This window comes from Sorangium sp. So ce295 (assembly GCF_051527405.1).
Taxonomy (GTDB): domain Bacteria; phylum Myxococcota_A; class Polyangia; order Polyangiales; family Polyangiaceae; genus Sorangium; species Sorangium cellulosum_B.
Genome location: NZ_CP150324.1, coordinates 4027216 through 4041512 on the forward strand (window position 1 = coordinate 4027216; position 14297 = coordinate 4041512).

At 70.5% G+C, this 14297-nt stretch carries 9 protein-coding genes; 3 read left to right on the top strand and 6 right to left on the bottom strand.

Going from position 1 to position 14297, the window contains the following annotated elements:
- Nucleotides 1-2: 2 nt before the first annotated feature.
- Nucleotides 3-581, top strand: coding sequence for a redoxin family protein (locus WMF11_RS15350; RefSeq protein ID WP_437977989.1), 579 nt, complete (start codon nt 3-5; stop codon nt 579-581).
- Between the two features lie 12 nt (nt 582-593).
- On the opposite strand, the gene WMF11_RS15355 is transcribed toward WMF11_RS15350, so the two are convergent.
- Together WMF11_RS15355 and WMF11_RS15360 are read right to left on the bottom strand one after the other, a co-directional pair.
- Nucleotides 594-2171: a hypothetical protein gene (locus WMF11_RS15355; protein WP_437977990.1), complete on the bottom strand. Its 1578-nt coding sequence runs from the start codon at nt 2169-2171 to the stop codon at nt 594-596.
- Nucleotides 2172-2324: 153 nt separating this feature from the next.
- Nucleotides 2325-3452, bottom strand: coding sequence for a hypothetical protein (locus WMF11_RS15360; protein WP_437977991.1), 1128 nt, complete (start codon nt 3450-3452; stop codon nt 2325-2327).
- 298 nt (nt 3453-3750) lie between these two features.
- On the opposite strand from WMF11_RS15360, the gene WMF11_RS15365 reads away from it, so the two are divergent.
- Nucleotides 3751-5463, top strand: coding sequence for a hypothetical protein (locus WMF11_RS15365; protein WP_437977992.1), 1713 nt, complete (start codon nt 3751-3753; stop codon nt 5461-5463).
- A gap of 52 nt (nt 5464-5515) precedes the next feature.
- On the opposite strand, the gene WMF11_RS15370 is transcribed toward WMF11_RS15365, so the two are convergent.
- Nucleotides 5516-6559: an MBL fold metallo-hydrolase gene (locus WMF11_RS15370; RefSeq protein ID WP_437977993.1), complete on the bottom strand. Its 1044-nt coding sequence runs from the start codon at nt 6557-6559 to the stop codon at nt 5516-5518.
- 1001 nt (nt 6560-7560) lie between these two features.
- Here WMF11_RS15370 and WMF11_RS15375 point away from each other — a divergent pair.
- On the top strand, nt 7561-10329 hold the full coding sequence (locus WMF11_RS15375; protein ID WP_437977994.1) for an RICIN domain-containing protein: 2769 nt from the start codon (nt 7561-7563) through the stop codon (nt 10327-10329).
- A gap of 287 nt (nt 10330-10616) precedes the next feature.
- Here the strand turns inward: WMF11_RS15375 and WMF11_RS15380 are convergent, their stop codons facing one another.
- From WMF11_RS15380 to WMF11_RS15390, 3 genes are all read right to left on the bottom strand, one after another.
- Entirely contained in the window at nt 10617-11621 is a 1005-nt protein-coding gene (locus WMF11_RS15380) for a substrate-binding domain-containing protein (RefSeq protein WP_437977995.1), read from the bottom strand.
- A gap of 562 nt (nt 11622-12183) precedes the next feature.
- Nucleotides 12184-13560 (bottom strand): FecR domain-containing protein, encoded by a 1377-nt coding sequence (locus tag WMF11_RS15385; protein ID WP_437977996.1) that lies wholly within the window; start codon nt 13558-13560, stop codon nt 12184-12186.
- Nucleotides 13553-14194, bottom strand: a complete 642-nt coding sequence (locus WMF11_RS15390; protein WP_437909128.1) for an RNA polymerase sigma factor — start codon at nt 14192-14194, stop codon at nt 13553-13555. Before WMF11_RS15390 ends, WMF11_RS15385 begins: the two co-directional genes overlap by 8 nt.
- Nucleotides 14195-14297 lie beyond the last annotated feature (103 nt).

A 14297-nucleotide genomic window follows, 5' to 3' on the forward strand; every position in this document is an offset into this window, starting at 1 on the left:
CGGTGAGCGCGCGCTCCCGCCTCCGCGCGATCGCCGCCGCCGCGGGCGTCCTGATCCTCGTCCAGGCGCTCGCCGTGGGGCTCTACTGGGCCGTGGAGCGCCGCCGCGGCGCCGAGCGGCCAGGTCGCCCTTTCGCGGTCGAGCGGCTCCACGACGGCCAGCGCATGCCCGACGCTGCTTTCGAGCAACCGGACGGGACCTCGCTTCGCGCGGCCGCCCTGCGCGGCCGGCCTGTGCTGCTCCACTTCTGGGCCACCTGGTGCGCCCCCTGCCGCGCCGAGCTCCCGCGCTTGCTGGAGCTCGGCCAAGAGCTGGAGAAGGCCGGGAGGCTCCAGGTCGTGGCCGTGAGCGTCGACGAGAACTGGGAGGTCGTGCGCGCCTTCTTCGGGGGCGAGGTCCCTCCCGGCGTCGTGCGGGCCGGCTCCCCTGCGGTGCAGCAGCGGTTCGGGGTCTCGACGTTGCCCGACACGTTCCTGGTGGAGGCGGACGGCAGGATGTCCCTCCGCTTCACGGGCGCGAGGGACTGGCGAGCGCCCGAAGCGACAACGCTGCTGCTTGGACAGGAGCGGCCAGCGCCCTGAGCGCGCTTCCCGCTACTCGGCGCCCCCGGCAGACACCGACGAGCCATCGAGGGAGCCGCCTGCGCCATTCGTGCCGCCTGCGCCACCCGAGGCATCCATGCCGCCCGCGCCATTCGTGCCGCCAGCGCCATTCGTGCCGCCAGCGCCACCCGCGGCATCCGTGCCGCCCGCGCCATTCGTGCCGCCAGCGCCACCCGCGGCATCCGTGCCGCCCGCGCCATTCGTGCCGCCAGCGCCGCCCGCGGCATCCGTGCCGCCCGCGCCATTCGTGCCGCCAGCGCCGCCCGCGGCATCCGTGCCGCCGGTGCCATTCGTGCCGCCAGCGCCGCCGGTGCCATCCGTGCCGCCCGCGCCACTCGTGCTGCCTGCGCCACTCGTGCTGCCTGCGCCACCGGAGGCATCCGTGCCGCCTGCGCCGCCCGTGGCATCGGCGCCACCGGTGCCATCCGCGCCGCCCGTTCCACCGGCGCCGCCACCACCACCACCCGTACCGCCTGTGTCGGGGTCCTCCAGGGGGAAATTCTCGTCGAGGCACAGACGGCCTTCAGGCGTCGCGGTGCAGATCTCTCCCTTCGCGCAGGCCCTCTGCCCCTTCGGGCACTTCGTCACGTCGAAGAGGCAGAATCCGTTGGTCTCCACGCCGAAGAACACACACGAGGCGTGCGGCAGCAGGCAGTCGCTGTGGCTGTTGCACGCGGGCGCGCACATTCCGAGGTCACCAACCCCGGGCTCGGCTGTCAGAGGATACAAGCAGAGACCGCTCTCCAGCCCTCCGCAGTCCTCGTTGGCGACGTCCCCGCCGAGCCCGCACAGCTCGGCGCACACGCCGACGTCGGCGCCGATGTCGATGCACCACCCCGCGCAGGGATCCGTGCCGTCGGCTTCGAGCGCGCACTCGGCGCCCGCCGGCAGCCCTTGCGTGGGCTCGTCGATGCAGATGTTCATGCGGGGATCGCAGACCCGTCCGCCGCACTGGCTGTCCGATCCGCAGTTCGGCATGCACACGGACACATCGTCGATCTCCTCGCAGCGCAGCTCCTCGCGGCCGCGGCACTTCGTCGGATCGAGCTCGTCGACGATGGTCTCGAGGGGCGGCTCTCCCGGGGTGCAGCCGAGAAGGCAGAGGCCGTCGAAGCACGCGCTGCCTTCGCCCTCACAATCGCTGTCTCCCGTGCACGTGGTCGTGCAGTACCCGCCCGCCGGGCCTCCGCCGAGGAACTCGTCGCCCGACTCCGTGAAGCAGAAGCCGCGCCGGCCGCAGTCCGCGTCCCTCTCGCACCGGGCGCCGAGCCCCCGCCCTTCGCCTGAGCCGCCGTCGCCTGAGCCGCCGTCGCCTGAGCCGCCGTCGCCGCCCCCGGCGCCGCTCTGGGCGCTGGAGCCGCCGTCGTTGCCGTCGGAGCCGCCGTCGCCCGAGCCGCCGTCGCCCGAGCCGCCATGGCCCGCCGCGCCCGCGCCGTTGCTGCCGGCGCCCGCGCCGTCGCTCGTCGATGTGCCTCCCGTGCCTTCGTCGGAATCGTCAGAGCAGCCGAGAAATCCCGTCGAAACGGCGACCGTGGTGAGCAAAGCCGCCGCAATTCTTCGCACTCTCATCGCTGTCACCCGAACCAGGAGGCCGTGCCCCCATCGGGCGCGCCATCGACTGATTCACAGACGGTACCGGAATCGGCGCCTCTCCAACATCGGCAAACCGCCTTGTGCCGGCGTTCGATGCCCCCCGCCGGGCCACGCGGGCGCGGCCCCGCCTCAGAGCCGCACGAGCAGCCCAAGAAACCCGGCGAACGTCGGTCTCCCCGCGGTGCCGAGCCGCTCGCCGCCGAGCGTCACGACGGCGCGGGGCTCGGCGAAGATCGCGTGTGCATCCACCAGGAGGGCCGCGCGGTCGGTCAGGCGCAGCCCGGCGCCCCCGCCCAGGGCCGCGGCGACCGACCAGACATCGCCCGTCGCGCTCCGCAGCGGCGGCAGGGGATCACCGCTGACGAACAGGTGAATTCCGCCCACGCCGGCCGAGAGCACAGGCCAGATCGCGCCGCCCGTGTCCAGCGCCCATACCGCCTCCAGAGAGGCCATCTCCTGACGGACGGACACCGTGCCGAGCTCGCCATCGAGCGTGGGCCCCAGCGTCGGCCCGGCGAATGTCAGCCGCGCCGCGAGCCCCGCGGGCAGCGCGCCGCCGCGGCCGTCCGCGCCGACCCCGTACGACAGCCGAAGCGCGGGCCCCAGCGCCGGCCCGACGCCGCCTGCGCTCAGGAGCGCCACGAAGCCGGCCTCGACGCCCACGCCCGCGAGCATCCCGGCCCGCTCCGGCGCAGGGGGCATCCCGGCCCGCTGCCGGACGGGCGCCATCCACCGCCGCACGTCGTCGGGAACGGCGGCGCCGCCGTCCTCCGCGGCGCGCCCCTGCGGCTCCTGCAGGCTTGCCTCCAGCAGGCTCGCCTGCAGGAGCTCGACCGCGCGCACGGCCATCACCGACGGCGCCGCCGCGCCGGCCGCCTCCACGGCGCGCACCACCGTCTTCTGCGTCACCCGATCGACGATCCACAGGTCGGCGGTCGCGCCCGTCCGCGAGCGGACGATCGTCGCGGCCGCGAACGCGTCCGCCTCCTTCGCGGCGCGCTCCAGCCCCGCGCGCAGATCGCCCTCGGGCGCTCGCAGGACGCGCACCACCTCGAACCCCGCCGCGCCGAGCTCGGCCCGGAGCCGCGTCGCCGCCTCGAGCACGAGCGGGTCGTCCACGCCGGCCTCGACGATCACCACCCGTGACGCGGCCGCCTCGGCCTCCCCTGAGGGCGCGCCGGGCGGCGCCGCGTCGGCCCGCGCCGCGGCGGGCGCCGACGCGAGGAGGAGCCAGAGCAGGAGAGTGAGGGAGCGCACGCGCCAGGGCTCTATCAGATCGCAGGCGGGGGTGGAGGCGCATTGCAGTGAACGGGGAAGGGGCCAGGGGGAGGGGAGGGGGCCAGGGGGAGGGGGCACCGGGCCCGGCGACGCACCCGAGGAGCCGAGCCAGAGCCCGCAGCGTCCGTCCGGACGGGCCACGACCGGGAGGACCTCCACGATGCGGCGCGCTCTCGCGGAGGAGCGTCGATGGGCATAAGCTCGACTGGGCCCCAACCTGCCGTCGATGCGCCGCCGCAGGGATCAGGGGCGACCGCGCCGATCGAGGGGAAACGCCATGGCAGATGGGGAGCTCGAGGATCTGCAGCGGCAGGCGCCGCCCGCCGAGGAGATCGAGCTCGTCAACAAGACGGCTCGCCGGATCTGCATCAGGCGCGATGGCAGCGACCTCGTCGTGGCGCCTTTCGACGTCGTGCGCACGACGGAGACGGCGGCGCAGGGGCTGGATCTGAGCGTCTGGCTCGAGCGTGGTTATGTGGAGAAGCGCGCCCCGGTCCAGGCCGAAGAGCCGAGCCTCGACGCCGCCGCCATCGCGGGGGTGCTTGTCCTCGGGGGGCTCACGTCGCTGTTCGTGGTCACCCTGGACGGCTGGGCCCGCCTGGCCTTCGGCACGGTCGGCGTCGGGATGATCGCGTTCACCGTGTTCCCGTCGCTGGATCGCTGGGCCCGGCATCGCCATCGCAGCACCGCGTTGATGCTGCGCGACCAGTTCTGGCGCGCGATCGGCATGCTGGCGGTGTGCCTCGTGGGGTTCGGCATCCCCGCCGCCACCGTCCTCTTGCAGGCCGAGAAGCGCCTTCACGAGATCTTCACGTTATCGATGCGCAGCATGGCGTTGCTGCTCCTCTTCGCGCTGTTCATCGGCGCCGCGGCGACGTTGCCCGCGCTCCTGTTCTTTCTGTTCGCGGAGCAGCGCCGGAACGTGGTGAAAGAGCAGTTTCACCGCGACGTGCTGCGGCTCGATCCCGCGCTCCGTACGATCGACGAGGCGGAGCGGGCCTATTCGCCGCTGATGAAGGACGCGCTCGACACCCGGCGCGGTCCCCTGTTCTTCGTCCCGATCATCCTCAGCACGTTCCTCCTCTCGGTCGGCTGGGTGATCTCGGCGCTGCCGACGGTGGCGTCCGTGGCGGAGACGCTGGGGGACGAGCCGGTCGAGCTCCACTCCCTGTTCATCCCCAACCGGACCGCCTTCACGTTCGCGTTCCTCGGCACGTATTTCTTCGCGCTCAACATGGTATTCCGCCGCTATGTGCGGGCGGATCTCGGGCCCAAGGCGTACAGCCACATCTCCGTGCGCATCATCATCGCCACGATCCTGGCCTGGGTCATGAGCAAGACGTTCGAGGGCGCCTCGCTCTCGGGCGGCGCGGCGCCCATCGACAACGCGCCCTGGCACCTGCTCCTGCTCGCCTTCTTCATTGGCATCGTCCCGGACACCGGGCTCGCCGTGCTCCACGACCTGCTCAAGACGCGCATGGTCACCTTCTTCGTCCCGACCCTGAAGGACCGCGACCCGCTGACCCACCTCGAGGGCATCACGCTCTACGACAAGGCGCGCCTGCTCGAGGAGGGCATCGAGAACATCGAGAACCTCGCGCACCACAACCTGATCGAGCTGATCCTGCGCACGCGCATCCCGGCCCCGCGCCTTGTCGACCTCGTGGATCAGGCCATCCTGTATCTCCACGCGCGAGACGAGGCCGAGCCGGCCCGGAACGCGCCGTCGAGCATCCTTTCGAAGCTGAAGGCGCATGGAATCCGCACGGCGACCGATCTCGAGCTCTGCATGGCGACGCAGGAGACGCGCGACGCGGTGATACGGCTCTCCTCCGAGTCGCGCATCCTGCTCCTGCTCAGCGCGCTGCGGGACGACGAGTGGATGCCGCAGCTCCGGAGCTGGCGCGAGTTCCGCAAGACCTACGAATACGCCTACACCGTCGAGCAGCTCACGCCGCCCTCGGCCGGGACGAGGCCCCAGGCGGCGTGACCGCGCGAGGCGTGGCGCGGCCTTCCGGCGGAGCGGGGCTGGCCGCTGTCCGTCACCGCGGGCCCGCGACCGCCCGCCACCACGGGGTCGGCGCGCCGACGCGCTCGGGCTCGAACGCGGCGCCGATCCGGGGGGTCACGACGCGCGCGCCGCGCTCGGTGGCCAGCGAGAGCAGCGTCTCGGCCGGCTCGTCCCAGTCGTGGAGCCCGAGGTTGAAGGTGCCCCAGTGGACGGGCAGGAGCGTGCCGCCGCCGAGCATCTCGAACGCGGTCAGCGCGTTCTCGGGGCCGAGGTGGATGGTCCCCCACGCGGGGTGATACGCGCCGACCTCGAGCATCACCAGGTCGAAGGGGCCGTGTTGCTTGCCGATGTCCTCGAACCCGGGGAACAGCCCGGTGTCGCCGGAGAAGAAGACCTTGCGCCGCTCCGACTCGATGACCCAGGAAGCCCAGAGCGTCGCGTTGCGGCTCGTCGGCCCGCGGCCCGAGAAGTGCTGAGAGGGCGTCGCGGTGAAGCGGACGCCGCCGATCTCCGCGCGCTCGTGCCAGTCGAGCTCGGTGATCCGCGCCGGGTCGACGCCGAGCGCCTCGAGGAGCGCGCCCACGCCGAGGGGCGTGACGATGGGGACGCGCGTGCGGGCCAGCGCCTCGATCGTCGGCGCGCAGAGGTGATCGAAGTGGTCGTGGGAGAGCAGGACCGCGTCGAGCGGCGGCAGCTCGTCGAGCGCGGCCGGGACCGGATGGAAGCGCAGCGGCCCGGCAAAGGAGACCGGCGAGGCGCGCTCGCCGAACACCGGATCGGTGAGCACCCGGCGGCCATCGAGCTCGAGGAGGACGGTGCTGTGGCCGAGCCAGGTGACCCGCAGTCCGGTGTCGCACTGCCGGGCCCAGCTCTCGTGGGGCCGCACGACGGGCAGCGGCGCGGGCGGCTCCCGCCGGCCGCGGCGGAAGAAGAACTCGCCGAGCACGGGCAGCGTCGAGCCCTTGGTCATGCTGGGGCCGGCGCCCGATGGGTTCTCGAACTTGCCGTCCTTGAACTGAGCTGAAGCGCGCGCCCGCTCGAGCCGCAGCCCTTTGCGACGCCGTGAATCGTTCATGAGGGGACGACCTCCTGCCAGGCGCGGTGTCTGGCGAGACGGAACACGACCTTGAAGGCGACCATTCCGCGGCCTGGTCGCCGGAGGAGGCGAGGGCTCCTCCAACTGGAGCGCGCGCTCGGCCAGGGTGGCTCGCTCACGCACCGGACGAGCTTTGCGATCGGCGCGCCGACCGTCAAGGCCTGAACTTGACAAATTGTTCTCAACTTGTCAATGTTGACCATCGCCTGACGCTCTCTCCTTGCCCTGGCCCCTCGGCGATTCACCCCGGGCACCGCCTCGGGGGAGCGACCTGCCTGGATGTGTGCAGGGATCGACGCACGGCGGATCCCTGGTCATCCGATGATCCAGGGGGGCCGCGGCAACTCTCGTTCAGGCGAGACTCGACCCGTTCAGTGACACGGGCGAAGAGGGCGCGAGAAGCCAAATGTCTCGGTCGATGTAGGACATTGCGGCACAGGTCACTGGCCATCAACTGTCGTGGTCGTGGCTTCGTAAATAGTCGTTCATAAATGCCGACAAACTGAACAAGATGGACAGATGCGCGGCAAAGTGAAGAGGATCGACGGCGGGAGATCGGCGCGGAGATGCGCAAGTTCGTGCGTGTTTGCGCGGATTTGTAGACGATTACGCGAACGATCATGCATGTGTTCGAACATGTGAACGCTCACGTGAAAGACCATGTGAACGAACACGTAAATGACTACGCATGACCACGTAAACCAACATGCAAATGACGCGGCGGGACGCATGATGGGCTTGACTCGCAACACGATACGGGACAAGAGTGATCCTCTTAGCGGTGCCTGACCGCCTGTCGAACGAGTCCTCCAGCTCCGCACCTCGTGATCGAGATCCCCTGGGGGGCGATGACCGATGACTACCGCGGCCGTCCCTCCGGAGCCTCCATCGCGCATTGCGTGTCGAGAGCCCCTGATCAGCGCAAGGGCAGCGTCGAGCTGTAGATAGACCGTACTTCTTACTTGACAGAGGAGAACAACATGAGATTCGCATCAAGGAGCGCCTTGCTTGCCTCCGCGACGAGCCTTCTCGCCGTCTCATGCATCGCTGGTCTGGACGACACCGGCAGCGAGCAAGGCGACGCGCTCGAGGAGAGCCTCACGATCGACCCGAACGCGGTCTACACGCTCGTCGGCGTGCAGAGCAGCAAGTGCGTCGAGATACGTGGGGGCAGCACGGCGAGCGCGGCGGCTGCGCAGATCGCCGCGTGCAACGGCGCCACGCGACAGCAGTTCCGGGCGGAGTCCGCGGGGAGCGGATACTTCCGGCTGCGGAACGTGAACAGCGGTCTCTGCCTCGGGATCAACGGTGGATCGACGGCGAACGGCGCCACCGTCGTCCAATCCAGCTGCGGCAACGCCACGAGCCAGCAATTTTCGTTCGTGGACGTCGGCAACAACGCCCAGCGGATCATGGCCCGAAACAGCAACAAGGCGCTCGACGTCACCGGGCGGTCGACCGCGGACGGCGCCGGCCTCCAGCAGTACAGCTGGGCGAACGGCGACAACCAGAAGTTCACGTTCAAGGTCGTGGGGGGCAGCTCAAGCAGCGCGAGCAGCAGCTCAAGCAGCTCCAGCAGCGCGAGCTCCGGCGTCGGTGGTTCGGGCGGCGCTGGTGGCGCTGGCGGCTCGACCAGCTCCAGCAGCTCGACCAGCGCCAGCAGCTCCAGCAGCGCGAGCACCGGCGTCGGTGGTTCGGGCGGTGCTGGTGGCTCCGGCGGTGCTGGCGGCTCGGGCGGCGCTGGCGGTTCGGGCGGTGGCGACGCCGATACGGGGGTCAACCCGGCGTCGGGCTGCACGCTTGGCTACAGCCAGATCCCGGACGGGAAGGGTGGCAAGAACGTCGAGGCCGTCTGCCTTCCGAAGGAGATGAACTTCAACATGGCCGCGTCGCTGGAGGCCTTCAAGACGACGGTCTACCCGCTCTTGACCGCCAACTGCTCTGGCTGCCACAGCTCGACGGGCAAGGCCCAGGCGCCCATGCACGCCGACGTCGATCCGGCGCTGGCCCACGAGTACGCGCTCACGCGCGTCAACTTCAAGAAGCCGGCGGACTCCAAGCTCGTGGTCCGGATGGGCATCGACCGGCACAACTGCTTCGGAACGAGCTGCAGAGACGCGAACACGCAGATGCTCAACGCCGTCACGGCGTGGGCGAACGCCGTCGCGCCGACCCTGCCGGCCACCCCGCGCCCCGTCGCGGCCGGCGAGAAGGTCACCGAGGACCAGGTGAAGGCGTGGATCGCGACGGACAAGGCCACCGTCGCCGCGGCGGACGCGGAGTTCATCAAGTACGCCTCGCTGCACGAGCTCCACAACGCGGGCGTCAGCGCGGAGGAGCTCAACGTGGCCCGCGTGGGGCTGTCCAAGGCCCTGAACTCGACAGCGCGCTGGGCCCCCACGATCGTCAACCCGGTGGACATCAACGGCAAGGGCATGGTCTACCGCTTCGATACCCGCAACTACTGGGGCTACAACAAGGGGGTCACGAAGCTCCACTTCGGTGGATCGGACGACGACGTCTTCTTCGGGAGGACCTCGGTCAACTACCTGGGTGAGCCCGTCGGCTCCGACGTCACGTTCAGGGAGCGGTACAGGTACACCTCGACGGTCCAGGTGGATCCGAGCTTCGCCAGGCTCGTCTGGGGGCGCGTCCTCGCCGGCAACGTGGAGGGCGCCACGGACAGCCAGGTGCTGCCGCCCAACGTCAACGGCTTCAAGACCGATTACATCGAGGCGGGCCAGCTCGTCTACACGCTGACGCGCCCGGACGTCTACAACGCCATCATGGCGATCCCCTGGTACGCGCAGGATCTCGAGGCCGAGCTCGGCGTCATCAAGGACGCGGGGATCAAGTCGTACGAGTACATGCTCACGAAGCAGGCCATCACCGTCGATTCCCGCATGTACTACAGGGCCAGGACGAAGAGCGGCGGGTACTACTGGAAGACGTGGGACGTCTTCTCCGGGCAGCTCGACGGCGTGACCACCATCGAGCAGGCGTACGAGACGGGCCAGATCCGGTTCCCCTTCTGGGCGCACCCGATCCCCAAGTTCATCAGCGGGGCCGGCGGCTCGGCGAGCAACTACAGCTTCATCGCGACGCTGGCTCAGCCGAACGGCACGGAGCCGGCGGGGTGCGACGGGGCGCCGAGCTACGCGGGCGGCAGCTACATCAACTGCCGCTATTACACAGGGACCGACGGGCTCCAGCAGTCGGCGGAGGAGGTGATCTGGGATCTGCCGAACGGCCTGCAGGGGTACTCCCTCTGGGGCGGCATCAACCAGCGCCGCGTCGACGCGTTCGGCAACATCGTGCGCGATCCGCGCCTCCTCCGGAACGCCTCGGACGCGCAGATCAACAGCACGCTGGGCTTCGCCACCCAGGACCGCCGCCTGAACACCGGCAGCTCCTGCATCGGTTGCCATGCCGACGGCATGAACCGAGGCAACAACGACCTGCGCGACTGGCTGGACGCCGGCGGCTCGCGCCTCCCGAAGGGAGAGCACGGGGTCGACGGGTGGATCAACGACGCGGCGACGGTGGCCCAGGTCAAGGAGCTGTATCCCCCGTCGACCGTGATGCGGCCGCGCATGGAGGACGATCGCAAGGTCTTCCTGACGGCGATGGCGAAGATGAAGCGGGGCATGATCCTCGGCGCGGACAAGAACGTGTACGTGGAGCCGACGATCTGGACCATCGAGTGGGCGCAGAACTTCTACAAGTACCCGCTGAGCCGCTCGAACTAGAGCGGCGGTCACCCGCTTCGGATACGGGCCCACCTCGACGTTTTCGGTGCTCAGCGCACCTTCGTTTGCTTCCGCGCCGAAAACGCCGATCTGGGCCCGTCTCCTGTGCGGGTGACCGCCGCACTGCGACGCTCGTGCCAAGGGCGGGCGGAAACAGCTCATCGCTCGCTCCTCTTCGCTCGGCGAGGGCACGGCCCTCATCTGGCGTCGCGTAGCGTGTAACCGAATCTGGCCAGGGAAAAGACGCGGTCAGCGGAGCGGCTACTTCGAGGATGCGGGCTCGCCGCTCAAGGGAGCAAGCTGCACTTCGAAAGGGGCGTGCGATAGTCCTGCGCCTGGTTGTTTCGCTCGAACTCCGCGAGGTTGTTCGGACAAACGGTGTACCAGCCGGCGTCGGTGAACTGCTCCACGGGCCGGTTGGCGGTGACGATATCGTATGCGAGCATGACGGGGTCGTAGCCCCAGCCAAAGACCTTCTGGCTGACGACCACCTCGGCATACCCCTCGCGGATGGCTTCGAAGGACTCCGGCAGAGCATCGAAGGAGACCGAGTGGATCGTCTTCTCCTTCACCCTCGCGGTGAGCAGGGGCGCATTGGTCTCCAGGTCGTGCTCGCGAAGGAGCTTGCCGCGGGCAAAGAAGAAGCCCTTGATGTCCGGCTGAGCTGTCAGCGCCTGCTCCGCTTCCATCGAGCACGTAGGGTCGTCGAGGTCGTTGCCGACGCAGGGGATGGTCGCCACGTTCGTCATGTCTGGGTATTTCGCCAGCGTCTCGAAGAACCCGGCGTGTCGCTCGACATAGGCCGCTAGCTTGGAGAGGTCGTATCCCCCCTTGCCATCGGGCTCCATGTGCGTTTGCAACGCAACGTTGCCCGTCCCCCCGTTGATGATCGCGAGCGCATCCATGAGGAACGCGGCGGCGGCCTTGTTATCCATACCGTAGAAGGTGAGGCGCTTGCTCTCGGGAGCGTCGTCGCCGAAGGTGATGACCTTGACGCCGGCGTCCACCGCGTCGTTGATGAAGGGCGTCGCGCATGCCGCGTCGGACACGTCGATGGCGATGGCGTCCGCCTTCTTGTCGATGGCCTCCTGGATCCGCGCCGTCTGCGCCTCGCAAGGAGGTGTTCCGCTCGGGCTCCCGTCAGGCGACTCCACGCATTGGGGTTCCAGCATCAACACGGTGACGGGCTGCCCGGAAGCGGCCGTCAGGTCAGCCCCCGCTGCAGCAGCGCCCGCTCGGCTCAAGTCGTAGAATGGATTACACGCCGAGGTCGATATCCAGGCTATGACCACGGGCTCCTGGGCTGTGTCATCGGCTCCGCCACAGCCAAGCGCGCAAAGCGCAGACAGAAGGCTTCCAGAGAGAGATCGATGGTGCATCGATGGACCTCCAGGGCTTGAAATCAAGGCGACGCTGTCCGGCTCGCGCCGCGCGCTCTGCCCCACCCGTACACCAGCATAACGCATTTCCGTCGTGGTGAATCAAGCGGTTTGTTCGGATCGACCTGCTTGTCCAGCAACCTGGGGGAAGAACTGGAATAAGACGATTCGTGGATATCAAGGAGGAAGCGCCACGCTCACCTCAGGTGACAGGAAGTTCTGTATGCGCGCCGACACCCCTTAAAAACGACGCTCGTTCAACAAGTTATTCATGCGTCGATGGGGCCGCGATGACTCCACAGCCCGCGGGAGCACGCTCAGATCGCCCGGCTTCTCGGCCCGAGGAGGGCAGCGCGGCGCGCAAGAAGCGCGTGCCGAATTGCCCCTTCGGGCCTCGGGCCTCCGCCTTCGAGCGAACGTTCTCCCGATCGGATCAGACGATGGATGCCAGAACGGGTGAGTCACCCGCCGGGCGTCACGGCGTGAGGAGATCGCGCGCCACGGGCTCGTGCGCGCCGCGCGGGTGGCGCTTCAGGTAGAGCTCCGCGATGGGGCGCGCCGCCGCCCGGCCGGCCGTGCGCTCGACCGCCACCATCTTGCGGCCGAGCGCCTCGGCCGCGAACGGGCCGCCCGGCGACTCGGCGAGGTACGTGTCGTACCAGGCCACGGCCGCCTCGGGCGAGCCGCCGTCGTGGATCAGGCGGCCGAGCAGGAAGGCCGCCGCCTTGCCCTGGCTCGTCCCCGGGAACCGCTTGCGCGTCGCCGAGAGCACGCGCTGCGCCACGTCGCCCCGCCGCGCGTACCGCGCCGCGTCCCCGAGGGCGACAAGGTCGTCCAGCGAGCCCCGCTCGAGCACCCCCCCGAGTCCGCGCTGCTCCGCCTCGGCCAGGACCGCCCGGAAATCCCCCGCCGCCACGCGCTGCGCCCAGCTCGGCGCCGCCGCCGCCGCGCCGGCCGGCGCCGCCGGCCCCGCACCGTCCGTCGGAGGGCTCGCGGGCGCCCCCTCTGCCCGCGAACCCTCCGGCCGTACGGCCCCGGCGTCGCCGCCCCCGGCGTCGCCAGGTCCGATGGTCTTCTCCTCCCGGGGCTGCGCCGCCGTGCCCGCGGGCGGCAGCGCCTTCGGCGCCGGGTCCGCCGCGCTCGCGGCGTCGCCGCTCGAGATCTGCACGTCGCCCTCGCGCATCCGCGCCACGAGCCGCTGCCCGGCGCGGAGCGGCAGCCCGTCGGGCGCGAGCGGCCCGCGCACGGTCACGCTCCCCTCGTGCAGATCGACGCGCAGCGTGCCGTCGCCGCGGCTCCAGGACACGTCGAACGCCGTGCCGGTGACCAGCACCGCGAACGGCCCCGCCTCGACGGACCAGCGCGCCTTCGGCCGCCGCGTGACGCGCAGCGACGCGCGGCCGTCCTCGAGCAGCATGCGCGCCCCGGCCGCGTCGACGTCGACCACGCGCATCGCGCTGCCCGGCGAGAGCGCGACGGAGGTGCCGTCCGTGAAGCGGAGCCGCGCCTCTCCGCCCGCCGTCGCGGCGATGTACCGGCCCGCGGCGGAAGGCGCGCCCTCGACGGCGTAGTCGAGCGGCCGCGCCGGCCAGAGCGTGACGAGCGCGAGCGCGAGCGCCGCCCCGCCGGCGAGCGCGAAGCTCCACCGCGGCCGCCCGGTGAGCGCGCTCCACAGGGGCGAGGCGCGCAGCCACGCGCCCACGCGGCCCAGGGCTCCCGCGCGGCCCGCGCCGCGGCTCACCGCCTCCACGAAGCGGGCGCGCTCGGCGGCGTCGTGCGCCGCGTCGACGTCCGCGGGGACGCCGCTCCGCACGATGTCCGCGAGCCGGCTCAGCTTCTCCGCTTCATTCATCGCGATCTCCTCCGTCGGCGGGGAGGGTCCCGGGCCGATCGAGGTCCTGCGGGGCCTTGGTGAGGTAGGCCGAGAGCGCGGGATCGCGCTCCGCGGCGGTGAGGATCCGGTGGGACGCGCGCGCCAGGTGGCGCTTCGTCGTGGCCAGGGAGCAGCCGAGCGCGGCGGCGATCTCGGTGAGCTCGAGCCCCTCGATGAACCGCAGCACGAAGAGCGTCCGGGACCTGTCGTCAACCTGGTCGAGGATGCGGTAGAGCCGCGTGAGCGCCGCGCGCCCCTGCGGATCCTGCTGCGCGCCCCCCATGTCCGGGAGCTCGCCCGACGGCGACAGCTGGAGCCAGCGCCGCACACGCCTGCGCCGCAGCTCGGCGCGCGCGACGCGCACCGCGATGCCGACGATGAAGCTCGAGAGCAGCGAAGGGTCCCTGAGGTCCTTCGCCACACGGAAGAAGCGCAGGAATGTGTCCTGCACATGATCGTCGATCTCATCGCCCGGCCCGAGGGTGCGCGTCAGGATCCGGCGCACGAGCGGCGCGAACCTCTGCCAGAGGATCGGCGCGGCGCCCGGGTGCCCCTGCGCTGCGGCGCGCGCGAGCGCCTCGTCATCGGTCGCCGCCAGCGGTAGCGCCTGCACGCCTCGCCTTTGCGTGAAGGGCGCGACCGCTGTCAAGGGCGGGACGGTCGACCGGCGCGTCGGGAACACGCCCAGCAGTGTTCTCCAGAGGTCCACCGCGGCT

Excerpts from the sequence above, each read along its gene's own strand:
- WMF11_RS15355 (WP_437977990.1), bottom strand. The coding sequence starts at position 2,171 with ATGAGAGTGCGAAGAATTGCGGCGGCTTTGCTCACCACGGTCGCCGTT.
- WMF11_RS15365 (WP_437977992.1), top strand. The coding sequence starts at position 3,751 with ATGGCAGATGGGGAGCTCGAGGATCTGCAGCGGCAGGCGCCGCCCGCC.
- WMF11_RS15370 (WP_437977993.1), bottom strand. The coding sequence starts at position 6,559 with ATGAACGATTCACGGCGTCGCAAAGGGCTGCGGCTCGAGCGGGCGCGC.
- WMF11_RS15375 (WP_437977994.1), top strand. The coding sequence starts at position 7,561 with ATGAGATTCGCATCAAGGAGCGCCTTGCTTGCCTCCGCGACGAGCCTT.
- WMF11_RS15385 (WP_437977996.1), bottom strand. The coding sequence starts at position 13,560 with ATGAATGAAGCGGAGAAGCTGAGCCGGCTCGCGGACATCGTGCGGAGC.